At 74.0% G+C, this 21,962-nt stretch carries 18 protein-coding genes; 8 read left to right on the top strand and 10 right to left on the bottom strand.

What is annotated here, in order from left to right; genetic code table 11:
- Nucleotides 1–78: 78 nt before the first annotated feature.
- The 3 genes from BJ961_RS22950 to BJ961_RS22940 all read right to left on the bottom strand — a co-directional run bounded on the left by BJ961_RS22950 (nt 79) and on the right by BJ961_RS22940 (nt 3,378).
- Nucleotides 79–540 carry an NUDIX domain-containing protein gene (locus BJ961_RS22950; RefSeq protein WP_271414692.1) on the bottom strand — a complete coding sequence of 154 codons (462 nt, stop codon included), beginning with the start codon at nt 538–540 and terminating at the stop codon, nt 79–81.
- The gene (locus BJ961_RS22945) at nt 537–2,075 is read right to left on the bottom strand and encodes an ATP-dependent DNA ligase (protein WP_271414691.1); all 1,539 of its coding nucleotides are present in this window, start codon (nt 2,073–2,075) and stop codon (nt 537–539) included. Before BJ961_RS22945 ends, BJ961_RS22950 begins: the two co-directional genes overlap by 4 nt.
- A 298-nt stretch (nt 2,076–2,373) precedes the next feature.
- A complete protein-coding gene (locus BJ961_RS22940; RefSeq protein ID WP_381160405.1) occupies nt 2,374–3,378 on the bottom strand; it encodes an NAD(P)/FAD-dependent oxidoreductase in 1,005 nt (334 codons plus the stop codon).
- Nucleotides 3,379–3,439: 61 nt separating this feature from the next.
- Here BJ961_RS22940 and BJ961_RS22935 point away from each other — a divergent pair, with 61 nt between their 5' ends.
- From BJ961_RS22935 to BJ961_RS22910, 6 genes are all read left to right on the top strand, one after another.
- On the top strand, nt 3,440–4,018 hold the full coding sequence (locus BJ961_RS22935; protein ID WP_271414689.1) for a helix-turn-helix domain-containing protein: 579 nt from the start codon (nt 3,440–3,442) through the stop codon (nt 4,016–4,018).
- Between the two features lie 103 nt (nt 4,019–4,121).
- Entirely contained in the window at nt 4,122–5,093 is a 972-nt protein-coding gene (locus tag BJ961_RS22930) for an NADPH:quinone oxidoreductase family protein (RefSeq protein ID WP_271414688.1), read from the top strand.
- 97 nt (nt 5,094–5,190) lie between these two features.
- On the top strand, nt 5,191–6,372 hold the full coding sequence (locus tag BJ961_RS22925; RefSeq protein WP_271414687.1) for an acyl-CoA dehydrogenase family protein: 1,182 nt from the start codon (nt 5,191–5,193) through the stop codon (nt 6,370–6,372).
- Entirely contained in the window at nt 6,369–7,457 is a 1,089-nt protein-coding gene (locus BJ961_RS22920) for an acyl-CoA dehydrogenase family protein (protein ID WP_271414686.1), read from the top strand. Before BJ961_RS22925 ends, BJ961_RS22920 begins: the two co-directional genes overlap by 4 nt.
- Nucleotides 7,458–7,724: 267 nt before the next feature.
- A complete protein-coding gene (locus BJ961_RS22915) occupies nt 7,725–8,588 on the top strand; it encodes a phosphatidylinositol-specific phospholipase C/glycerophosphodiester phosphodiesterase family protein (RefSeq protein ID WP_271414685.1) in 864 nt (287 codons plus the stop codon).
- A gap of 115 nt (nt 8,589–8,703) precedes the next feature.
- Entirely contained in the window at nt 8,704–8,898 is a 195-nt protein-coding gene (locus BJ961_RS22910) for a hypothetical protein (RefSeq protein ID WP_271414684.1), read from the top strand.
- 52 nt (nt 8,899–8,950) lie between these two features.
- Here the strand turns inward: BJ961_RS22910 and BJ961_RS22905 are convergent, their stop codons facing one another.
- Nucleotides 8,951–9,319: a DUF779 domain-containing protein gene (locus tag BJ961_RS22905; protein ID WP_271414683.1), complete on the bottom strand. Its 369-nt coding sequence runs from the start codon at nt 9,317–9,319 to the stop codon at nt 8,951–8,953.
- Between the two features lie 117 nt (nt 9,320–9,436).
- Between BJ961_RS22905 and BJ961_RS22900 the strand changes: the two genes are divergently transcribed.
- Both BJ961_RS22900 and BJ961_RS22895 read left to right on the top strand, forming a co-directional pair.
- Nucleotides 9,437–9,910 (top strand): MarR family winged helix-turn-helix transcriptional regulator, encoded by a 474-nt coding sequence (locus BJ961_RS22900; RefSeq protein ID WP_271414682.1) that lies wholly within the window; start codon nt 9,437–9,439, stop codon nt 9,908–9,910.
- A 163-nt stretch (nt 9,911–10,073) separates the two neighbouring features.
- Nucleotides 10,074–11,699, top strand: a complete 1,626-nt coding sequence (locus BJ961_RS22895; protein WP_271414681.1) for an MFS transporter — start codon at nt 10,074–10,076, stop codon at nt 11,697–11,699.
- A gap of 100 nt (nt 11,700–11,799) precedes the next feature.
- Here BJ961_RS22895 and BJ961_RS22890 read toward each other — a convergent pair whose 3' ends face one another.
- From BJ961_RS22890 to BJ961_RS22865, 6 genes are all read right to left on the bottom strand, one after another.
- Nucleotides 11,800–12,198 (bottom strand): luciferase domain-containing protein, encoded by a 399-nt coding sequence (locus tag BJ961_RS22890; protein ID WP_271414680.1) that lies wholly within the window; start codon nt 12,196–12,198, stop codon nt 11,800–11,802.
- Nucleotides 12,199–12,313: 115 nt separating this feature from the next.
- Nucleotides 12,314–13,411 (bottom strand): lytic polysaccharide monooxygenase, encoded by a 1,098-nt coding sequence (locus tag BJ961_RS22885; RefSeq protein ID WP_271414679.1) that lies wholly within the window; start codon nt 13,409–13,411, stop codon nt 12,314–12,316.
- A 202-nt stretch (nt 13,412–13,613) separates the two neighbouring features.
- Nucleotides 13,614–14,768, bottom strand: coding sequence for a GH12 family glycosyl hydrolase domain-containing protein (locus BJ961_RS22880; protein ID WP_271414678.1), 1,155 nt, complete (start codon nt 14,766–14,768; stop codon nt 13,614–13,616).
- 300 nt (nt 14,769–15,068) lie between these two features.
- On the bottom strand, nt 15,069–16,094 hold the full coding sequence (locus BJ961_RS22875) for a LacI family DNA-binding transcriptional regulator (protein WP_271414677.1): 1,026 nt from the start codon (nt 16,092–16,094) through the stop codon (nt 15,069–15,071).
- Nucleotides 16,095–16,118: 24 nt separating this feature from the next.
- Nucleotides 16,119–18,173 (bottom strand): hypothetical protein, encoded by a 2,055-nt coding sequence (locus BJ961_RS22870; RefSeq protein WP_271414676.1) that lies wholly within the window; start codon nt 18,171–18,173, stop codon nt 16,119–16,121.
- Nucleotides 18,170–21,961: a vWA domain-containing protein gene (locus tag BJ961_RS22865; protein WP_271414675.1), complete on the bottom strand. Its 3,792-nt coding sequence runs from the start codon at nt 21,959–21,961 to the stop codon at nt 18,170–18,172. The genes BJ961_RS22870 and BJ961_RS22865 overlap by 4 nt, the downstream gene beginning before the upstream one ends.
- Between the last annotated feature and the right edge of the window lies 1 nt (nt 21,962).

Raw genomic sequence — 21,962 nt, 5'->3', positions numbered from 1 at the left:
CGCAAGCGTGCTTCGACCTTGGCGCGCGGCGTGGGGTGCCGCAACGCGACCGGTCGCCTCGTTCCTCGTGGCGTCTCGTCAGTGCGAGTGCTCAGCCAGGCGGTCGAGAAACGCGGCCTGCGCCTTCACGATCACCCCCCGGGCGCGGTCCAGCTCGAACCACGCCACCCGGTCCAGCTCGGGGAACTCCTCGGTCCGCCCCGACCTCGGCGGCCACTCCATCCGGAAGGTGCCCGGGACGACCGTCGCCGGATCGAGGTCCGCCTCGACGGCCCAGACCGTGACGACCTTCCCGCCCGCCTGCCGCACCTCGCCCAGCGCGACGGCCTCGCCCCCGGGCGGCGGCAGCCCCAGCTCCTCCTCGAACTCCCGCCGGGCCGCCTCCCACGCCGGTTCCGTCGGCCCGTACTCGCCCTTGGGGACGGTCCACGCCCCCGCGTCGCGCCGCGTGTGGAAGGGGCCGCCCATGTGACCGAGGAGGACCTGGAGCTCCCGGGCGGGACCGCGCCGGTGCAGCAGCAGACCCGCGCTGCGCTTCACGGGGACACGCCGGGGTGGGCGGCGAGCAGGGTCTCCACGGTGTCCGCGTCCTCGGGACGCTTGTCCTCGCGGTAGCGGATCACCCGGGCGAAGCGGAGGGTGACGCCGGCCGGGTAGCGGGTGGAGCGCTGGAGGCCGTCGTAGGCGATCTCCACGACCAGTTCGGGCCGTACGGTCACACCCCAGCCGTGCTCCTCGACCGCCAGTTCCCCCAGGCGCTCGGTCTGCCAGGCCAGCAGCGCGTCGGTCATGCCCTTGAAGGTCTTGCCGAGCATCGCGAAGGAGCCGTCGGCGGTGCGGGCGCCCAGGTGGAGGTTGGAGAGCTTGCCGGTGCGACGGCCGTGGCCCCACTCGGCGGCCAGCACCACCAGGTCGAGCGTGTGGACGGGCTTCACCTTCAGCCAGGACGCGCCGCGCCGACCGGCGCTGTAGGCGGCGTCCAGCCCCTTGACGACGACGCCCTCGTGCCCGCGCGCCAGTGTCTCCTCGAGGAACTCCTCCGCGACCCCGGTCTCCTCGGGGCCCCGCACCAGCGTGCGCCGCACCCGCAGGGGTTCGGGAACCAGCCGGGCCAGCTCCGCGTGCCGCTCGGTCAGCGGCAGGTCGAGCAGGTCGCGGCCGTCGACGGACAGCGCGTCGAAGAACACCACGGAGACGGGCAGCGCCCGCGCGGCCGTGGCGACGTCCGTACGGGAGCCGACCCGCCCGGCGGTCTCCTGGAAGGAGCGGGGGCGTCCGCTCGCGTCGAGGGAGATCGCCTCGCCGTCCAGGATGAACCGCTCACCGGGCAGCGCCAGGGCCGCGTCGGTGACCTCGGGCAGCCGGGCGGTGATGTCGTCCAGGGTGCGGGTGTGGACCCGTACGGTGCCGCCGTCCCGGTGGACCTGGACGCGGATGCCGTCCAGCTTCTCCTCCACGGCCGCCGCGCCCAGCCTGCCGACCGCCTCGGCGACCGAGGACGCGCTGTGCGCCAGCATCGGCAGCACCGGTCGGCCGACGGTGAGCCGGAACCGGTCCAGGGCACCGGGCCCGTCCGCCAGCAGGGCCTCGGCCACCGCCTGGAGCGACCCCGCGAGCATCACCGCGCGCCGTACGTCGGCCGGGGGAGCGTTTGTCGCCGCGGCCAGGCCCTCGACGGCGGCCGCGTCCAGGGCGCCCTGCCGGACCTCGCCGGTGAGCAGCCCGACCAGGAAGCGCTGCTCGTCCTCCGTGGCGGCGCCCATCAGCTCCCCGACCAGCCGGGCCCGCTCGGCCTGCGAACCGGCGCCCGACACCGCCCCGAGCCGGGTGAGCCGGGCGTCCACGTCGCGCACGGTCAGGGTCGGCGCCCCGGCGGGCGGGACGCGGCGGCCCAGCACCTTCCAGCCGACGCCGATCCGGCCCTGCGGGAGGCGCCCCGCCAGGTACGGGATGACGACCGGCACGTCCTCCGCCTCCGCCTCGCGGAACAGCTCCGCGAGCAGGACGGTCTTCCGGGACCGCGCCGACGTCTCGGCGACCTCCCGGGACACCTGGGCCAACCGGGCAAGCAGCATGAAGTCAGGGTGCACCGGAGAGGGCGGGCCTACACCCCCGCGGGGGTCCGGCTCCCGGACGGGGGAGGCCCGAGGGGGGCGGGTGCGTCGGTCGGCGCGGTCCGCCGGGCCGCGCGGCGTCCGTGGTCCGTGCGGCGTCCGTGGTCCGTGCGGCCCGACCGGTCCGCCCGGCCTGTTGCCGCTGACGCCGGGATCTTCCCCGGGGCGTCCCGCTGTCGCCGGGTGCCCGCTCCGCACTCCGCACGCCCGACCGGGCTCGGACGGGGTCGGACGAGGGAGGGGCCCCGGCGGGGTGCCCTCACTCCGCGAGGGCCGCGTCCAGGTCCGACATGATCAGGTCGCCCACGATCGCCGCCGCCGCGCGGTAGCCGCCGCTGGCCGCGTGGACGACCTGCTCGGCGAAGCCCATCGCGTTGCCGGCGGTCCACACGCCCGGCACGGTGGTCCGGCCCGTCGGGTCCACCACGGGATAGGCACCGAACGGCGTCTCCCGCAGCTCCGCCCCCAGCCGCTCCATCAGGCCGGTCTGCGGGACCGCCGCGGGGGCGACGAACATCACCGTGCGTTCGTGTGCCGTGCCGTCCGCCAGCCGGACCCCGGTCAGCCGGTCGTCCTCGACCCGCAGGGCGGCGACCTCGCCCGGCACCACCTTGACGCCGGCCGCGGCGAGGCGCCGCAGGTCGTCGTCCGACAGCTCCCGTTCGGCGACCGTGTGCAGGAACAGCGTCACGTCGTCGGACCAGCCGGTCACCATCAGCGCCTGGTGCACGCTGAGCGGACTGGTGGCCAGGACGCCGAAGCGCTCGTCGCGGACCTCCCAGCCGTGGCAGAACGGGCAGTGCAGCACGTCCCGGCCGAACCGCTCGGCGACCCCGGGCACGGCGGGCAGCTCGTCCCTGAGCCCGGTCGTGACGATCAGCCGGCGGGCGCGCACCGTGTCCCCGCCGGCCAGCTCCACCGCGAAGTCCTCGCCCCGGGACACGTCCACCGCACGGTCGCGGACCAGCTCCACGCCGTAGCGCGCGATCTCCTCCCGGCCGAGCGCCAGGAACTCGGCGGGGGACATGCCGTCCCGGGTCAGGTAGCCCTGCATGTGGTCCGAGGGCGCGTTGCGCGGCTCACCGGCGTCGACGACCAGGGTGCGCAGTCGTGCGCGGCCCAGGACCAGCGCCGCCGAGAGTCCGGCCGCACCGCCGCCGACGACGATCACGTCGTACTCGCCGGACCGCTCCTGCCGGTCCTCGGCGTTCTTCGGGTCCGTGTTCTTCGGGTCCGTGTGCTGGGTCATGGTGACCACCTCCACGTAGAAGGTCGCTCGGAGCCCCGGGATTGACAAACGTATTTGCCGGTTCTGCAATAAGCGCATGACGACTGCAGACGATGTTCTCGCCGGTGTCGGCCCCAGGCTCCGTCAGCTCCGCAAGGAGCGCGAGGTGACGCTGGCCGCCCTGTCCGAGGCGACCGGCATATCGGTGAGCACCCTGTCGCGGCTGGAGTCGGGGCTGCGCAAGCCGAGCCTCGAACTGCTGCTGCCGATCGCCCAGGCCCACCAGGTGCCGCTGGACGAGCTGGTCGGTGCCCCGCCGGTCGGCGACCCCCGGGTACGGTCCGAGCCGATCGTCCGCCACGGCCGCACCCACTGGCCGCTCACCCGCCAGGCGGGCGGGCTCCAGGCGTTCAAGGTGCGAGAACCCATGCGCAAGGAGGAGCCGGACCCGCGCAGTCACGAGGGGTACGAGTGGCTGTACGTCCTCTCGGGCCGTCTGCGGCTCGTGCTCGGTGAGCACGACGTGGTGCTGTCGGCGGGGGAGGCCGTCGAGTTCGACACCCGGGTGCCGCACTGGTTCGGCTCGACGGGGGAGGGGCCGGCCGAGTTCCTCAGCCTCTTCGGCCCGCAGGGTGAGCGGATGCACGTACGGGCGCGACCCGCCGCGCGGGCGTGACGGGACGGTCCGCGCCCTGTTCCCTCCACCTGTTCCCGAATGGCAAGCGACCGCTTAGTATGCGAGGGACCCGGTCGAACGACACAGTCGGTGGAGGCCCCGCATGCAGGCATGGCAGGTGCACGAGAACGGCGAGCCGGGCGAGGTGATGCGCCTCGCGGACGTGGCGCCGCCGGCACCCGGCGAGGGCCAGGTCCTGCTGAGGGTTCGCGCCGCGAACATCAACTTCCCGGACGCCCTGCTGTGCAGGGGGGAGTACCAGGTCAGGCCGCCGCTGCCGTTCACACCGGGTGTGGAGATCTGCGGGGAGACCGAGGACGGCCGCCGGGTTCTCGCCAACCCGGCGCTGCCGCACGGCGGTTTCGCCGAGTACGCCCTCGCCGACGCGCGCGCCCTCCTGCCCGCGCCGGACACCCTGGACGACGCCGAGGCCGCGGCCCTGCACATCGGCTACCAGACCGGCTGGTTCGGCCTGCACCGCCGGGCCCGGCTGGCGGCCGGCGAGACCCTGCTCGTCCATGCCGCCGCGGGAGGCGTCGGGAGCGCCGCCGTGCAACTCGGCAAGGCGGCCGGAGCCACCGTCATCGGCGTCGTCGGCGGCCCGGAGAAGGCGGCCGTCGCCCGCGAACTGGGCTGCGACGTGGTGGTCGACCGGCACGGTGAGGACGTCGTCGCGGCGGTGAAGGAGGCCACCGGCGGCCGGGGCGCGGACGTGATCTACGACCCGGTGGGCGGCCAGGCGTACACCCAGTCCACCAAGGTCGTCGCCTTCGAGGGACGGATCGTCGTCGTCGGCTTCGCGAGCGGCACCATCCCCAGCCCCGCGCTGAACCACGCGCTGGTCAAGAACTACACGATCCTCGGTCTGCACTGGGGCCTGTACAACACCAAGAACCCCGAGCTGGTCCGGCACTGCCACGAGCAGCTCACCGAGCTGGCCGCACGGGGCGCCGTCAAGCCGCTGGTGAGCGAGCGGGTGCCGCTCGACGGGGCGGCCGACGCCGTGCAGCGCGTCGCCGACGGCAGGACGACCGGCCGGGTGGCCGTCGTACCGGAGAAGGGGATACGACGGTGACGGCCGTGTCGGGGAGGGCAGTACCGGAGAAGGCGATGTCGGAGAAGGCGATGTCGGAGAAGGCGATGTCGCGGAAGCTGGAGAAGGGAGCGACCGCATGACGGACGCAGCGGAACTGCGGCGCCGCACACGGGAGTTGCTGGACACGCACCCCCCGGCCACCACGGACCGCCCGGACTTCCTGCGGGCCCGCTTCGACGCCGGACTCGCCTGGGTGCACTACCCGCAGGGTCTCGGCGGGCTCGGCGCCCCCCGCTCCCTCCAGAGCGTCGTGGACGCCGAGTTGGCGGCCGCCGAAGCCCCCGACAACGACCCCCGGCGCATCGGCATCGGCCTCGGCATGGCCGCCCCGACCATCCTCCAGTACGGCACCGACGCGCAGAAGCGCCGGCTGCTGCGCCCGCTGTGGACCGGCGAGGAGGTCTGGTGCCAGCTCTTCAGCGAGCCCGGCGCCGGATCCGACCTGGCCGCCCTCGGCACCCGCGCGGTGCGGGACGGCGAGGACTGGGTCGTGGGCGGACAGAAGGTGTGGACCTCCAGCGCGCACCTCGCCCGCTGGGCCATCCTCATCGCCCGCACCGACCCGGACGTGCCCAAGCACCGGGGCATCACGTACTTCGTGTGCGACATGACCGATCCCGGCGTCGAGGTCCGGCCGCTGCGCCAGATCACCGGTGAGGCCGAGTTCAACGAGGTCTTCCTCACCGACGTCCGCATCCCCGACTCCCACCGCCTCGGCGAGGTCGGCGACGGCTGGCGGGTCGCGCAGACCACGCTCAACAACGAGCGGGTGGCCATCGGCGGCACCGCGATCCCCCGCGAGGGCGGCATGATCGGCAAGGTCGCCGGAACCTGGCGGGAACGCCCCGAACTGCGCACCCACGACCTGCACCAGCGGCTGCTCGGCCTGTGGGTCGAGGCCGAGGTGGCCCGCCTCACCGGCGTCCGCCTGCGCCAGCAACTGGTGGCGGGCCAGCCCGGACCCGAGGGCGCCGGCATGAAGCTGAACTTCGCCCGCCTCAACCAGGAGATCAGCGGCCTGGAGGTCGAACTCCTCGGCGCGGAGGGCCTGCTCTACGAAGACTGGACCATGCGCCGCCCCGAACTGGTCGACTTCACCGGCCGTGACGCCGGGTACCGCTACCTGCGCTCCAAGGGCAACAGCATCGAGGGCGGGACCAGCGAGGTCCTGCTGAACATCGTCGCCGAACGCGTCCTGGGCCTGCCTCCCGAGCCGCGGACCGACAAGGACGTCGCGTGGAAGGACCTCGCCCGATGAGCGCACAGCCGGAACCCGCTCTGCTCCACACGGAGGAGGAAGAGGCGCTGCGCGCCGCCGTCCGGGACCTGCTCACCGACCACTGCGACCCTGCGGACGTCGTCACCCGCACCGAGTCGGCCGCCCCGCACGACCTGTCGCTGTGGAAGACCCTGGCCGAATCGATGGGGCTCGCGGGCCTGCTGATCCCCGAGACGCTGGGCGGGCAGGGCGCCACCCATCGGGAGACGGCGGTGGTCCTGGAGGAGCTGGGCCGTGCCGTCGCGCCGGTGCCGTACCTGACGAGCGCCGTCGTCGCCACCGAGGCGCTGCTGGGCTGCGGGGCCGACGACCTGCTCACCGAGTTGGCCACCGCCCAGACCGTCGCCGTCCTCGCCGTCGGCCTGCATGTCGCGCCCGCGGGCACCGTCCCGGGTGTGCGACTCGAAGGCGGTGCTCTCCATGGGGAGTTGACGGGCATCGCCGACGCGTCCTTCGCCGACGTGCTGCTCGTGCCCGCGGACGACGGGGGCCTGTACGCGGTCCGCGCCGCCGATGCCACCGTCGTCCCGCAGGTGTCGCTCGACCTCACCCGCCCGGTCGCCCGGGTGGTCCTCGACGGCGCGTCCGGGCGCCGGCTCGGCGACGCCGCACCCGCCGTGCGACGGGCCCTGCGGACCGGTGCCGGGCTGCTCGCCTCCGAGCAACTGGGCCTCGCCGACGGGCTGCTGACCGAGACGGTCCGCTACCTCGGGGAACGCAAGCAGTTCAACCGCCAGGTCGGCGGCTTCCAGGCTCTCAAGCACCGGCTCGCCCGGCTCTGGCTGGAGGTCGCCGGCCTGCGCGCCGCCGCCCGGAACGCCGCCGACGCCCTGTCGACCGGCGAGGACACCGACGTCGCCGTGGCCGTCGCCCAGGCGTACGCGGCCCAGGTCGCCGTCCACGCCGCCGAGGAGGCGCTGCAACTCCACGGCGGCATCGGCATGACCTGGGAACACCCGGTCCACCTGTACCTCAAGCGGGCCAAGGCCGACGCGATCGCCTACGGAACGGCGGGCGTCCACCGCGCGACACTGGCCGAGCTGGTCGACCTGCCGACTCCCTGACGAGGCCCGGCGACGTCCGGCGACGTCCGGCGACGGCTGAGGACGGCTGAGGACGCCTGACGCGGGCGAGTTCGCCGTATGCCCGTCCGGGCCCGTGTCCTGAAGCGCCCGTCCCCCTTCCGGGGCGGGCGCTTCCCGTGCGACCCGCCCCGGCGACATGAACGACCGGCGGCGGTCCGGCCAACTCACCGCACGGCTCTGCTCTCCGAGGCCATCGGCACCGCATACTCACAGGCGTCCCGTACGGCCCTTCCAGGGAGGCAGAGCATGGCCCTCACCACCCGACGCAGAGCCCTCACCACCCTCGGCGCCGCCCTCGCGGGCGCGGTCGCCCTGCCCGCCGGCACCGCGTCGGCGTCCGAAGGCAGGCACAGGCCGCGCCCGTTGTGGCGTGCGCACGCCCACAACGACTACGAGCACCCGCGTCCGCTTCTCGACGCCCTCGACCACCGCTTCGGCAGCGTCGAGGCCGACATCTACCTGGTGGACGGCCAACTCCTCGTCGCGCACGACCCCGAGGACCTCGACCCGTCCCGCACCCTCGAGTCGCTCTACCTCGACCCCCTCGCCGCCCGCGTGCGTGCGGGCCGCGGCCGCGTGTACCGGCACGACCGCGGCTCCCTGCAACTCCTGATCGACATCAAGACCGAGGGCGGGCCGACGTACCGGGAACTCGACCGGCGACTGCGCAGGTACAGGCACCTGTTCACCTCCTACGCCCACGGCCGCGTGCACCGGGGCGCGGTCACCGCCGTGATCTCCGGCGACCGGGCCGCCCGTGCCCCCATGGAGGCCCAGCGCACCCGCCTGGCCTTCTACGACGGCCGTCTCACCGACCTCGGCAGCACGGCACCGGCCTCGTTCGTTCCGCTGGTCAGCGACAACTGGACGCTCAACTTCGGCTGGCAGGGCGTGGGAGCCTTCCCCGCGGCCGAGCGGCGCAGACTGCGGGACATCGTGGGCGCTGCCCACGCCCGCGGCCAGCGGGTGCGCTTCTGGGCCACACCCGACGTGGCGGGGCCCGCACGCGACGCCGTCTGGGCCGAACTCCTCGCCGCCGGCGTCGACCATCTCAACACCGACGACCTCGCGGGCCTCGAGGCGTTCCTCGAGACTCACCGCAACGCGTAGGGCACCGCCGGAACACCACTCGTTCGGAGGACAGGTCAGCCGCCCGGACGAACCCTCCGCTACGCCACACTTACGGCCGAACGCCGCGAAGTGGACGTGGCGGAGGAGGTTGACGATGGCCGTTTCCATCTCTGTGGTGCTGTTGCTGTTCGTCCTCGCGGTGCTCTTCCTGCGCAACGGCGGACTCAAGATCTCGCACGCGCTGGTCTGCCTGCTGCTCGGCTTCTACCTGGCCGGCACGAGCATCGCCCCCACGATCAGCAGCGGACTGACCGCGACGGCGGACATCGTGAGCAGCCTCAGACCGTAGCCCGGGCGCAGGCGTCGCCGAACGGGTCCCGCAGTCGTGCGAGGGCCCGGGGTCAGGCGTCCACGACCCGCGAGCGGATGAGGAAGCGCACCCCCTCGGGTGCCTCCAGTGAGAAGCCGCTGCCCCGGCCGGGGACGACGTCCACGGTCAACCGGGTGTGACTCCACACCTCGTACTGGCTGCGTGACATCCAGAACTCCACCGATTCCTCGACGCCCTCGACGTCCAGTTCGCCGAGGAGGACGTCCGCGGCGCCCGTGCGGAACTCGCCCGCCGGATAGCACATGGGTGCGCTGCCGTCGCAACAGCCGCCGGACTGGTGGAACATCAGCGGTCCGTGCGCCTCGCGGAGCCGCCGGAGCAGCGCGGCGGCCTCACTGGTCAACCCGACGCGGGGCGTCTCCTCGTATGTGTCACCCATGCGCCGCATACCAGCACAGGGAAGGTTGCGAGTGCGTTGCGCGGCCCCTGTGGCCGCACGCGGCCGCCCCATGTAGCTCTTTTGACATACCTATCCGGTCATACCTAACATCGTCGGGTGACCGACTCCAGCACCCCTCGCCGGGACATCGACCGCATGGCCTCCGGGCTCGCGGCGTGCCTTCCCGCGCTGCACCGGGCGCTGGACCGACAGGTCACCGCCCGGTACCCGTACCCCAAGCCCCCCGAGGGCCGGCTCGCCCTGCTGCGCTTCGTCGCACAGCACGAGGGCGCCACGGTGCGCGAGGCCGCCGAGGCGCTGCTGATGAAGCCGAACAACGTCAGCGCCCTGGTCTCCCAGCTCACCGAGCAGGGCGACCTGGAGCGCAGGCGGGACAGCGCCGACCGGCGGGTCGCCCACCTCCACCTCACGGCCACGGCCCGTGAGCGGCTGACCGAGGTGCGGGCACTGGAGACCGCGTTCATCCGCCACGCCCTGACCTCCCTCACCGAGGGGCAGCAGGGCGCGCTCGGCTCCGCCCTGGACGCCCTCGACGCGTTGGCACGGCACCTCCACCCCGCCACCCGCTGACCGGGCGGGACCCCGAGCGTTCCCGCCGGCCCGGGCACACCGCCGTACGCCGGTCCGACGGGCTGCCGGTCCGACGGGCTGCCGGTCCGCGCCGTTCCCGTGTCCTTCCGGCGCCGTTCCCGCACCCCTTCCGCATCCCTGAATCCGAAGAGAAGGCTCCCCCATGCCGTCGTCCACGTCCGTGGATCACTCCGCCACGCCCGCGGCCGAGACCGCCCCGTCGGCGTCCGGCCGTACCGGCCGCTTCGGCCACCTGCGGTCCAACCCGTGGCTGACCCTCCTCGCCGTCGCGTTCGGACTGTTCATGGTCCAGCTCGACGGCTCCGTCGTCGCCATCGCCAACCCCGAGATCGGCAGCGATCTGCACGCGTCGACCGCCCAACTGCAGTGGGTGACCAACTCCTATCTGCTCGCACTCGCCGCCACCCTCATCCTGGGCGGCAAGCTCGGTGACCGGTTCGGCCGCCGTACCTACTACCTCGTCGGCGTCGCCGGGTTCACCCTCGCCTCCGTCGCCATCGGCCTGTCCGGGTCGATCGAGGGAGTGGTCGCCTTCCGCGCCCTCCAGGGCGCCTTCGGCGGACTGCTGATGCCCAACACCCTCGGACTGCTCCGCTCCGTGTTCCCGCCGAAGAAGTTCGGCATGGCCGTGGGCATCTGGGCCATGGTCTCCGCCGTGGCCACCGCCCTCGGGCCCATCGTCGGCGGCCTCCTCGTGGAGCACGTCGACTGGGAGTCCGTCTTCTACATCAACGCCCCCATCGGCGTCGCCGCGATCGCCTTCGGTGCCCTCGTCCTCCCCGAGAGCCGCAGCGCCGCAGGCCGGGAACGCTTCGACATACCCGGTCTCGTCCTGCTCGCCCTCGGTCTGCTGGCCGTGGTCTTCGGCGTCGTCAAGGGCGAGACCTGGGGCTGGACGTCCGCCGGCACCCTGGGCGCCGTCGCCGCGGGCCTGGTGCTCCTGCTCGTGTTCGGCCGGTACGAGACACGGGTGGCGCACCCGCTGCTGCCGATGCGCCTGTTCCGCAGCCGTGCGCTGACGATCGGCGCGATCATCACCGCCCTGAACTTCTTCGTCATGCTCGGCGTGATCTTCTTCGTCATGCTGTACCTGCAGAACGTCCGCGGCTTCACGCCGGTCGAGGCCGGCGTGCGGACCCTCCCGCTCAGCCTCGCCTCGCTGGTCGCCTCGCCCCTGGGCGCGGCCCTGACCCAGCGCTTCGGCCCCCGGCTGACCATGCCGCTGGGCATGCTGTTCCAGGCGGCCTCCTGCTTCGGCATGCTCACCTGGCAGACCGACTCCTCCTACGCCACGATCTGGCCGCCGTTCATCGCGCTCGGCCTCGGCGTCGGCATGGTGATGGCCGCCTCCTCCGACGCCATCGTCGGCAACGCCCCCGTCCGGGACGGCGGGGTGGCGGGCGGTCTCCAGGCGACCACCCTGCAGATCGGCGGCGCCCTCGGCACGTCCGTACTGGTCTCCCTGATCAGCGCCAAGGTCGGCGCCACGCTCACCGGCGAGCTGACCGACGCGGGCGTGCCCCCGGCGATGGCGCACGGCATGCAGGAGGCCAAGGACGCCGTGGCCATGGGCGTGGCACCCGTCTCCTCAGACACGCCGGCCGGGCTTCGGGCCGCCGTGGTGGAGGGCAGCGGGCAGGCGTTCATGAACGGCGTGCACGTGGCCGTGGTCGTCACCGGCTTCCTGTGCGTGCTCGGCGCGCTGCTCGCCGCCCTGGGCATCCGGCGCGGCGCGGAGAGCGGCGCGGAGGAGGCTGGGAACCACTGAGGCCGTGAACGGCGGTGCCCGCGCCCACCGCGGGCCGGCGCCGCCGTCCTCGTCCGCCCGTCGCAGTGCGCTCGGACGCGTCGGAGACCGTCGAGGCCGGTCAGATCTCCCCGGCCGCGGAGCGCGGAAGCACCGTGACCCGGCGGAAGTTGCACCCCGGGATACCCGACGGCGGATCCGTCGGGGGCCGGGACTGGTGGGCCTTGAGCGCGATGCTGACCAGGCTCAGCAGCAGGTCCACGTCCGCGTCGCAGTCCAGGTGCACGGTCACCCAACGGGAACCGGGAACCAGACGGATGGCGGTGGAGCCACCGAGGTCGTACCGGAAGCGCTGGATGGCCCGGTGGGTGAGGTGCAGGTCCACGTCCCGGTCCGCATGGAAGTGGACGATCTCGTCGCGGACGGAGCGCAGCGCCCGTCCGGTTCCGCAACTGGCCGGACCCGCGAAGAGGTCGGGCCAGGCTTGCAGCCGCTCAAAGGCGCGCTGGGCCGGAGTCATGGCCCCATCGTCGCCCGATCACCGCTTCGCAACCAGAGGTTGAGCGATTCGTAACCGGCACGTGAGGTCGGCGGGACGCCCGTCCGAGGCCCCGCCGACCGTGTCCCGACGTGTGTCAGGGCGTCACGCAGCCGATCGAGTCGGCCGGGAAGTCGTTGCCCGTCGACGTGGCGGTGAAGCCGAAGGTCACACTCCCGTCAGGTGGTATCACACGGTTGTGGTCCACGTTGCGGACCGTGACCGTACCGTCCGTGCCGCTGGACAGCGAACCGTTCCAGACCCCGCCGAGGGTGGTACCGCTGCCCGGCTGCCACCGCACGGCCCAGCCGTTGAGCGGCTCGGTACCGTGGTTCATCACCTCGACGGAGCCCTGGAAGCCACCGCCCCAGGAGTTCTCCACGGAGTACACGGCCATGCAGGAACCGGAGTGGGTGGGCGGCGGAGTCGTCGGGTCCGTCGGGGTCGGGGTCGGATCCGGGTCGGGAGTGCCGCCGGAACCGCGGATGCCGGTGACCTCCCCGTTGCCGCCGTCGAAGACGATGTCCGAGCAGGAGAAGAAGTTCTCCTGGCTGTCGGAACGCACCCACTGCATGAAGATCAGTGCGTTGCCCGAGCGGCCGGAGGGCAGGGCGAGATCCCAGTAGTAGTGCCCGCCGTCGGTGCCCGGCGAGCCCTGCTGCGGCGGGTTGGTCTCCGTCTGGATCAGCTCCAGGTCGTCCCAGCCCAGCTCGGACGTCGGCGACCAGCCCGGCTTGGTCAGGTACACCCGGAAGTCACCCGGGTGAGCGGCCCAGTTGCTGTACTGCACCGGGATCGTCGCACCCGACGTCAGGTGCGTGCGGGGCCAGTCCGCGCGGGCGGCGTTGTAGCCGGAGAAGTCGTACGGGGATCGGTCGCCGGCGCTGCACAGGGTGCCGTCGGGCACGTAACCGGCGCCACGGCCGCCCGCGTTGGAGTCCAGCACGGCGAACCAGTTGTACAGCGCCGTCGCCCCGCTCTCGTCGAGGGCGGCCTGACAGGCCGGGTTCGTCGGATCGAGGGCGCCGGTGCCGGTCTTGGCGTCCAGCTGGCACAGGTAGGTGCGGGAGCCGGGCATCATCGCCACGCCGTGGGCCTCGGCCCTGCCCTGCCCGAGCAGGAGGGTCACGCCGAGTGAGCCGAGCAGGGTGGCCAGTACCGCCGCTAGGGAGAGTAGTCTGCCGCGTCGAGCCATAGGGGTCTCCTGATTCCGGTCCGGGTCCGGTCTTGCCTTCTTCTGGGGCTGGGCCTTTCGCTCACGAGTCGTTGCTGATGAGTCCATGGCAACTGGTGCGGGTGGGGCGGTGGAACCCTCGCCCGTCCGGGGCGGGCGCTTCGACCGGACGGGCGAGGAGGCGGTGGCCGGGCCGGCCACCAGGGCGTGGCCGTGGCGGTGGCTAGGCGGTGGCGCAGGCGGCGTCGTTCAGACGGAAGCCGGCCGGTTCGGTGAACGTGCCGCTGTAGGTGGCCTGGAAGCCGAACGACAGGCTGCCGCCGGGCGCGATCCGGGCGTTGTGACTCGCCCCGGTCGCCCTGACCTCGCCCCCGGACGGTGTGACGGAGGCGTTCCAGGCGTTCGTGATCCGCTGACCGGAGGGCAGGGTGAAGGCGAGCCGCCAGCCGTCGACGGCGCTCGTGCCGGTGTTGGTGACGGTGACGTCCGCGGTGAAGCCGTCCTGCCAGACGTTGGTGCCGTACGACACCTCGCACGCCGCCGTGTCACCCGGGTCGCCGGGGTCGGGGTCCGGGCCGCCTGGAGTGCCGCCGGTCTCGACCGTGGAGGAGAAGGAGTTCACGGACAGCCCGGTACCGTTCTGCCAGGGCTCGAAGCCCGCCTGAACGCTCGTCAGGTACCAGTCGTCCTCGGCGAGTCCGCGGGCCACCGTCGCCCGGACGAAGTCCATGACGTCGAAGTTCCATCCGGTGATCGCCGACGGGGCCACGAAGGACAGTACGTCGTTGGAGCCGTTGCCGCCGCTCCACACCTCCCACGTCCGACCGCCCACGGCGGCCGTGCCGACCGGTGAGCCGATGGGCTGGATCGGGCCCACCCGGTTGAACCAGATCATGATCTCGGTCCGGTTGACGCCGTCGGTGCGGGCGGTCGGGTCCAGCCATATGTCGTACGAGGCGTTGTACACGGCGTCGTCGACGAAGCCGTACGAGACGCCGGACGGCGCCTCGGAGACCGTGTCCAGGCGGGCGGGGAGGGCGGTGCCCGGCGAGCAGGTCGTGTAGTGGCAGCCGTTGAAGACCGACGGGTACGACTTCGGCGCCCCGTTGGTCGGTGCCGAGCCGTCGGCCTGCGCCACCCGGAAACCGGTGTCGGTGGCGGTCACGCACTGGGTGGCGCTGGAGCCCCAGCGGTTGTTCTGGACGACGTACCGACCCTGGATCGTCGTCGTGCCGAACGGTTCACAGAGGGTCGTGTCCGCCTGGGCCGGTGCGGCCGCGGTCACGAGTGACGCGGTGAGGGCCAGGGTCGCGACGGCCGCGCTCAGGGAGCTCAGGATTCCACGCCGGGTGCGGGCTCGGGGCCATAACGTTCGCATGGGGGCCTCTCCGGGAGGGTGCGGGGGGAATGGAGGGGGCGAGAGGCCGGTGCGGGAGCGCTCCCAACTCCCCACTGATGGGAGCGCTCCCACTTACCGGTTGCTGGGACTGTAGGAGCGGTTCATGTTCCTGACAAGACTGTGCGCGTCGATGTCGTCGAACGAATCTCGAAGCCGCAGGTGGGAGACGCGCCGTCGGGAGCGCTCCCGACGGCAGAACTCGGGTCTCCGGTCTCCGGTCTCGGAACCAGGCACTGGGGCCCTGGATCTGGGTCTCGGTCTCGGTCTCGGTCTCGCGGGTCAGGCGGAGTTCCGAAGGACCAGTTCCGTACGCAGGATGACGTGCCGCCAGGCGACGGGGGAGTCCTCCATCTCCTCCTGCAGCAGTCGGACCATCGTGCGGCCGATCTCCTCCAGCGGCTGGCGCACCGTCGTCAGCGGGGGGTCCGTGGGCCGGGCCGGCTGGAAGTCGTCGAAGCCGATCACCGCGACGTCCTGCGGAACCCGCCGCCCTGCGGCGCGCAGTGCGCCGAGCGCCCCGGCGGCCAGGGTGTCCGAGGCGGCGAAGACCGCGTCGAGGTCCGGGTGACGGGCGATCAGTTCGGTCATCGCCCGACGCCCGCTCTCCTCCTTGAAGTCGCCGCCCTCGACGACCAGCGACGCCCCGGCGGTCACGCCCGCCAGCTCCAGCGCCTCCCGGTACCCGCGCAACCGGCACTGGGCGACGTACATGTCCAGCGGCCCGCTGATGACCCCGATCCTCCTGCGGCCGCCGTCCAGCAGATACGTCACCGCTCTGCGCGCACCGCCCGCGTTGTCGGCGTCGACGTAGGTGATGTTCTCGTCCGCGGAACGCCGCCCCAGCATGACGGTGGGCAGCCCCGCCTTCGCGAGCATGTCCGGCAGCGGGTCCTCGGCGTGCACGGACATCAGCAGCACACCGTCGACCCTGCCGCCACGGGCGTACTCCACGAAGCGCCGGCGCTCGGTGTCCGTACGGACCAGCGTGAGCAGCAACTGCACCGGGGTGTCGGTCAGGGCGTCACCGACGGCGTGGACGATCTCGGTGAAGAAGGGCTCCCCGAACAGCCGCCAGTCCGGCTCCGTCATCACCAGAGCGACGGCGTCCGCACGATGCCCCGCCAGGGAACGGGCCGCGAGATTCGGAACATAGCCGAGCTCGGCGATGGCCCGCTGCACGGCGCGACGCGTCGAATCGCGTACCCCGGCCGCGTTGTTGACGACCCTCGAGACGGTGCCCCGCCCGACGCCGGCGAGCGCGGCCACCTCCTCCAGCGTCGGCGCACCGGGACGCTGCCTGCCCATGTCCGCCCGCCTTCCCCCACGAGATCACCCGATACTACGGCGACCGGCCCCGAACGGCGGGGCGATGGCGGGGGCGCCGCCGACCGATCGGCCGGCGTCACGGACTTCCCCCGGCGGGACGGGCGTTCGGCGTTCCCCGCGCGGGTCGGTGGCGGGGTCGCCGGGGCTCGCTCCCCATGCGGCGGCGCACAGGACGCGGTCGAGTTCCTCCGTGTAGACGGCCGCGCCGAGCCACGCGTGGGAGAAACGCCCGGTGTCGGCCGGGAGCAGTCGGCCGAAGGGGTCGCGTTCCCGCTCCGCGGCGGTGGCGTGCAACTCCGCGAGCAGCTCGCCGGCGGTGCCCAGGCCGTGCCGGCGCAACCGTGCGACCTCGGCGTCCCGGCTGCCGGGGAAGGCGAGGACACGGCGGCCACCGGACACGGCCTGGTGGACCCGGCGCCGCAGCAGGTGCACGGGGGCCTCGTCGACGGGGAGGGCCGACGGTACGGTCCGTGCGGTCCGGGGATTCCGTGCCTGCCCGTCCTGTGCCGTCCCGGACACCGGTGCCGCGGGCAGGTCGGCGCGACGGAGCCGGTCGACACCGAGGTCGACGCGGGTACCGGGATCGGTGGGATGGCTCGCCGCCAGCAACAGCGCCCGGGGGAGCGGAGCCGGTGTGAGCCGGGCGACGACACGCAGCCGGGTGCCCCGCGCGGACGCGAGGAGGCGGAGGTTCTCACGGTGGGGCAGCGCGGGGTCGTCGTGGGCGGCGGCGAGCCGGACGGTCAGCCCCTCGCACTCGGCGACCAGACACTCGCCCGCCGCCTCGCGGACCGTGCCGAGGAGCGTGACGTCCAGGAACAGCAGGTCCCGGCCGTCCCTGCCGTCGCGGCCGTCGCGGCCGTCGCGATGGTCCCGGCCGTCGTACGCGGTCCGTACGGCCGGGGCGCTCGCCAGAGCCCGGGAGACCTGCTCGGCCACCGGTACCGCCCACAGGCGGTCGAGGGGCTCGGCGTGCCACGACGCACCGGCCGCGCGCACGGCCCGCACACCCGCCCCCGCCCCCAACCGGCCGGTCGGGGAGACCGTCGCCCCGGAGACGGCGAGTCCCGCGCGGGAGAGTTCGCGATGCGTCAGGGAGGTGTCGCCGATGCGCACGGCGCGGTCCGCCGACCCCGTGGCCCGGTCGGCGCCGCCCGGTGCCACGTCCGAGACCGTGCAGAGCCGACCCACCGCGTCGGCGGTCCAGGTGACGGTTCCCGCGTAGCCCGTCGCCGTGAGGACCGGCTCGGCGAAGAGCCCGTACAGGCGCAGTGATCCGTCCGGCCTGTACGGCTGCCGGGCGCTGCCGCGCAACTCGGCGAGGTTCCTCCCGGTGGCGCCCGGGATACGGTGCGCGAGGACCAGGACGTCGCGCAGGGCGGAGGTGAGGTCGCTCAGGCGGTAGGCGGGGTCGGCGTCACGGGCCGCGCGCAACGCCGTGACCACGGCGACAGCGCGGCCGGCCGCACGGGGGAGTCCGGCGAGACGCGCGGTGTGCGCCGCCCGCAGCAACTCCGCCTGAAGCACGGCGCCCGCGCCGTCGGTTCCGGCCTCCAGCACGGCGGCAGCCGCGTCGCGCAGGGCGACCGCGGCGGCGCACTGGGCGGGGGTGGCGGATTCGGGGGTGAGATCTTCGGGGGGTGCGCCGGCGGACGCGGACGCGGAAGGGGGCGCGGTCGCGGGAGCTGGGGCTGTAGTTGGGGTGGGGACGGGAGGTGCCGTCCGTGGTGGTTCCGTGGGGGAAGGCCCTTCGGCGGACGACTCCGCGGGCTCGGCGATCGGGGCGACCGATGCCGCGGCGGCCCGGTGCAGGCAGTCGGGGGCGAGCAGACAACCGCACCTGATCGCCTCGGCACTGGTCACGGCTCCGTCGGAAACGTGCAGTTCGAGGTCGGTGTCGTCGTCGACCGCGATGCGTACGATGTCGCCGTCCCGGGTCACCGGCCGCCCCGCGATCTTGACGACTCCCCCGTCCAGCCGCTTGCGCAGTCTGGGTGTGAGCGCCGCGACGAGCTGGGCCGTCACCGCGGGAGCGACCGGAGGAAGCTGCGGGTTCATGCGATCTTCTCCCCTACCCAACGAGCGAGTTCGAGTGGACTGAGCGCGGCGACCGGCATGCCCGCGGCGACGAGTTGCCCCGCCACCGCGGTGGAGTACCGGGGCCGGCCCGCGTCGTCGAGGCTCGCGCAGCCCAACACGTGGCAGCCGGACCCGATCAGGGCGCGGACCTCGGCGAGCAGTCCGCCCAGCGGATAGCCCTCCTCGAAGTCGCTGACGACGACCACGAGGGTGCGGGACGGCACGGTGACGAGCTCGCGGGCGTGCCACAGCCCCGCGGCGATGTGGGTGCCGCCGCCCACGCTGACCTCGAGCAACAGGGACAGCGGATCGTCGACGTGGTCGGTGAGATCCATGACCTCCGTGGAGAACGCCAGGAAATGCGTGGACAGCGTGGGCACCCCGGCCAGCACCGACGCGGTGAGGGCGGCCCAGACGGTGGACGCCTCCATGGACCCCGACACGTCCGTCACCAGGACCAGCCGCCAGTCGGCGGCCCTCCGTGCCCGGGTGCGGAAGACGGGGTGCTGCGGCACGACCCGGACCGTGCCGTCCGGACCCCGGGACGCCGAGGCCAGGTTGGCCCGAAGCGTGCGGGCGAGGTCCAGCCCACCACCCGGGCGGCGGCTCGGACGCGGCACAACGGTGCCGTGCAGCGCGGGGCGCAACCGGGTGGCCAGCTCCCGGGTCAGCGCATCGACCAGGCGTCGCACCAGTGGCCGGAGCGCGGCGAGGCGTGCCTCGGGCAGACCCCCGGCATGCCGGAGCACGGTGCGCAGCAGATCGACCGAGGGGCGCACACTCTCCGGGTCGAGCTCGGCCAGGACGTCCGGCCGGCCCGATGAGGCCGCGGCCGCCAGGACCTCCTCGCGGACACCCGGTCCGAACAGCGCCGCCAGGTCCTCCGACCACTCCCGCACACCCGGGTACGAAGCCTCCCGGCCGCCCCCCGAACCGCCCCCGCCGGGCCCGGTCAGGTCGCCCCTGCTGCCCTCACCGCGCCCGCTGCCGTACAACTCGTCCAACGCGGTGGCCGGTGCGGCCGCCGCCGGGGACAGCCGGTCGGTACGGCGACCGAGCACGAGCCGCCAGCGGTCGGCGGGGGCGAGGCGGTGATCCGCGGCGGCGACAGGGCGAGCGCCGGCGGCCCCCCTGGCCACGCCGCCGGGCGGGCCGGTGGGGGTGGTTCGGGTGGCTCGGGTGGTTCGTCCGGCCTCTGCGGGCCGGCTGGCTTTGCCAGTCGGGATGGTGGTCGTGAACGGGTACGGAGCCGAAGCCGAAGCCGGAACTGGAACGGGGACCGGAGCCGGGCCCGTGCGCGCCGCCGGGGGCAGCAGTCCGAGCCCGTCGAGCGCGGCCCGTGCCGTGACGTCCGCCCGGGTCCACAGGGCGAGCGCGGCGGGATCCACTCCACCCGTGTCGGCCAACCGGTCGGTGTCCAGGCGCTCCTCGACGGTGGAGAGGAGACGGTCACGGGCGGCCGGGCTGAGCGTGTCGAAGCCGCCGCGCAGCGCGGGCAACCGCTTCAGGAACTCCCGGTCGGTCAACTCCGACACCCGGTCGAGGAGCGGTTCGAGCGCTGGAGCCGCCGACTCCAGCAGCGGCCCCGCGGCCGTCAGCAGCCCCGTCAGCCGGGCGGTGAGCGCGGAGCGGGACGCACGGTCGCATGCGGCGTCGACCCAGGACGCGACGCGTTCGCCGAGTACGCCGGGTTCCTCGTGCCCGAGCAGTACCCGGACGGCCCCGGCGGCGCCGCGCATCAGGGGTGAGCCCTCGTGCGCCAGCCGGGCCAGCGCGTCGGCCGGCCGGACGCCCCCGAGCACGTCCGCCCGCTGGGCGAGCTCCAGCAGCGCGTGCGCGTCCGCCGGGTCCTCCGCACCGCTGAGCCCGTCCACCTGGCGTACCGCGGCGGCGGTGAGCAGCTCGGTCACCTCGGCGGCCCGGGCCGCACGGTGCTCGTCGACAGGAAGCCCGGGGACATGCCCCGCCCGCAACCGGTCCGACAAGCCCAGCCCGGTGAGCAGTTCGGGCAGCGTGGCGGCAGTCGGCAGCACGTCCGCGGTCTCCGCGAGCCGGGCGTCCGTCAGGTCCGGCAGACCGCACTCGGCCGCCTGCCGCAGCCCGTCCAGGTTCTGAGCGGCCGTGGGCCCGCCCTCGCCCCGCTCCGTGCGCCACCGCTCGCGCAGAACCCCCTCGGCAGCCTGGGCCGACGTGACTCCGTGCACGCCTGCCGCGGACAGCATCGCCTCGGTGGCCGGTGTCCAGCGCACCTCCCACCGTGTCGTCAACGTCTCGGCGCCGCCCGCACCGACGACACCCCGCTGCTCGGCGTACGGCACGCCGCACACGGTCAGGCGGCGCAACAGCAGGTCCCGCGCCCGGTCGAGGCCGGACCGCAGGGGGTCCAGCCGCAGGTCCCGGGCGGTCGTGGCCGGCGTGGTGGCCCCGCGTGGGCTCGTGCCCGGCGCGGCCTCACCCGCCCCGTCCGGTCGCGGGCCGGCGGGCGCCGGGCCCGGCAGTCCCAGAGCCGACAGCTCCGCCTCGACCGCGGGAGCGAGACCACTGCGCGGGGCGCCCGGGGCGGGCCTGCCGCCGCGGGTCCCGACGAGGACCTGCTCCATCGCCCTGGCGACGGCACGCCCCCGGCCGTACGGCTCACCCTGCGCGAGGACGGTCTGCACCGCCTCGACCAGTTCGCCCCGGCCCGCCGCGGGCAGCCCGCGCAGCCGCGCCAGGTCCGACGCCAACCGTGCGATCTCGCGTGCGTCGGCGGGTCCCGACGGATGCCCGAGACCGCGCAGAGCCGCACACACCCGTACGGCCGCGTGCGTCAGAGCCTCCTCCAGCGCGTCCGGATCACCCGCCGCCCGCAGCACCAGGTGCTGCCACTCGGGATCCCGGATACCCGCCGGATAACCGGACCGCTCGTCCAGGAGGGCGTACGTGTACGGGATGAGGGACGTGATCCACCCGGACCGGCCGACCGGGCGCGTGAGGTCGTCGGAGCCCTCCCGCCCGGGGTCGGCACCGGCGGCCGAGGAGACCAGCGCCGGAGCGTGGAAGGCGCCCACGACCAGAGCGGCCCGCGCGCCGTCCTCCGTGGCGGCCGCCAGGCGGGAGCGCATCCAGGCCTCACGCCGAAGATCCAGCCCGGGCACGCCTCCGGAGGCGGCTGCCTCTTCGCGCAGGGCCCACCCGGTCAGGAGCGCGGCGCGACGCAACGCCTCCGGCTCGGAACCCGGAGCCGTGGCCTCGACGAGGCGGTCCCACAGGTCCTCGCCTGGGCGGCCGGTCAGCCGGGCCCGAAGAGCCGCGCTGAGCCCCGAACGGTCCGGCTCCGGCACGGCGGGTGCGATGCGCGCGCCGGGCGGGGTGCCGACGGTGGGCGCGACGGGTGTGCCGGGTGTGCCGGGGCGCCTCCCCTCCCGCCACGCCCGGTCCGCCAACGGCAGGTCGCACGCGACGACCGGAACGCCCCGCCGGGCGGCCCAGCGCACGGCGGCAAGCTCGGGAGAGAAGTCGGCGAACGGGTAGAAGGCCGGGCCCGCTCCCTCCTCCGCGCAGGCGGCGGCCAGCGCCACCGGCGCCCGCGTCTCCTCGTGGCCGAGCCAGGGCAGCCACTCCTGCATCTCGGCCGGCAGCTCGACCAGCAGCACGTCAGGAGCGGCCCGGTCCAGCAGCGCGGGCACGGCCGCGGCCAGCGACGGCGCGTGATGCCGCACGCCGACGAGGAACGGCCCCGCGGGATCGGTGAGCGCCGCGACCGCTTCGTCGGGAGACGGGGGCACG

This window comes from Streptomyces lienomycini, assembly GCF_027947595.1.
Classification (GTDB): Bacteria; Actinomycetota; Actinomycetes; order Streptomycetales; family Streptomycetaceae; genus Streptomyces; species Streptomyces lienomycini.
The sequence above is the reverse complement of the archived record's forward strand: the minus strand, read 5'-3'. Positions and strand labels throughout refer to the sequence as shown.

Bases quoted from the DNA above. Each gene is read 5' to 3' on its own strand.
- BJ961_RS22930 (WP_271414688.1), top strand. From the start codon at position 4,122: ATGCAGGCATGGCAGGTGCACGAGAACGGCGAGCCGGGCGAGGTGATG.
- BJ961_RS22895 (WP_271414681.1), top strand. From the start codon at position 10,074: ATGCCGTCGTCCACGTCCGTGGATCACTCCGCCACGCCCGCGGCCGAG.
- BJ961_RS22910 (WP_271414684.1), top strand. From the start codon at position 8,704: ATGGCCGTTTCCATCTCTGTGGTGCTGTTGCTGTTCGTCCTCGCGGTG.
- BJ961_RS22920 (WP_271414686.1), top strand. From the start codon at position 6,369: ATGAGCGCACAGCCGGAACCCGCTCTGCTCCACACGGAGGAGGAAGAG.
- BJ961_RS22890 (WP_271414680.1), bottom strand. From the start codon at position 12,198: ATGACTCCGGCCCAGCGCGCCTTTGAGCGGCTGCAAGCCTGGCCCGAC.
- BJ961_RS22935 (WP_271414689.1), top strand. From the start codon at position 3,440: ATGACGACTGCAGACGATGTTCTCGCCGGTGTCGGCCCCAGGCTCCGT.
- BJ961_RS22875 (WP_271414677.1), bottom strand. From the start codon at position 16,094: ATGGGCAGGCAGCGTCCCGGTGCGCCGACGCTGGAGGAGGTGGCCGCG.
- BJ961_RS22885 (WP_271414679.1), bottom strand. From the start codon at position 13,411: ATGGCTCGACGCGGCAGACTACTCTCCCTAGCGGCGGTACTGGCCACC.
- BJ961_RS22925 (WP_271414687.1), top strand. From the start codon at position 5,191: ATGACGGACGCAGCGGAACTGCGGCGCCGCACACGGGAGTTGCTGGAC.
- BJ961_RS22880 (WP_271414678.1), bottom strand. From the start codon at position 14,768: ATGCGAACGTTATGGCCCCGAGCCCGCACCCGGCGTGGAATCCTGAGC.
- BJ961_RS22915 (WP_271414685.1), top strand. From the start codon at position 7,725: ATGGCCCTCACCACCCGACGCAGAGCCCTCACCACCCTCGGCGCCGCC.
- BJ961_RS22905 (WP_271414683.1), bottom strand. From the start codon at position 9,319: ATGGGTGACACATACGAGGAGACGCCCCGCGTCGGGTTGACCAGTGAG.
- BJ961_RS22945 (WP_271414691.1), bottom strand. From the start codon at position 2,075: ATGCTGCTTGCCCGGTTGGCCCAGGTGTCCCGGGAGGTCGCCGAGACG.
- BJ961_RS22870 (WP_271414676.1), bottom strand. From the start codon at position 18,173: ATGAACCCGCAGCTTCCTCCGGTCGCTCCCGCGGTGACGGCCCAGCTC.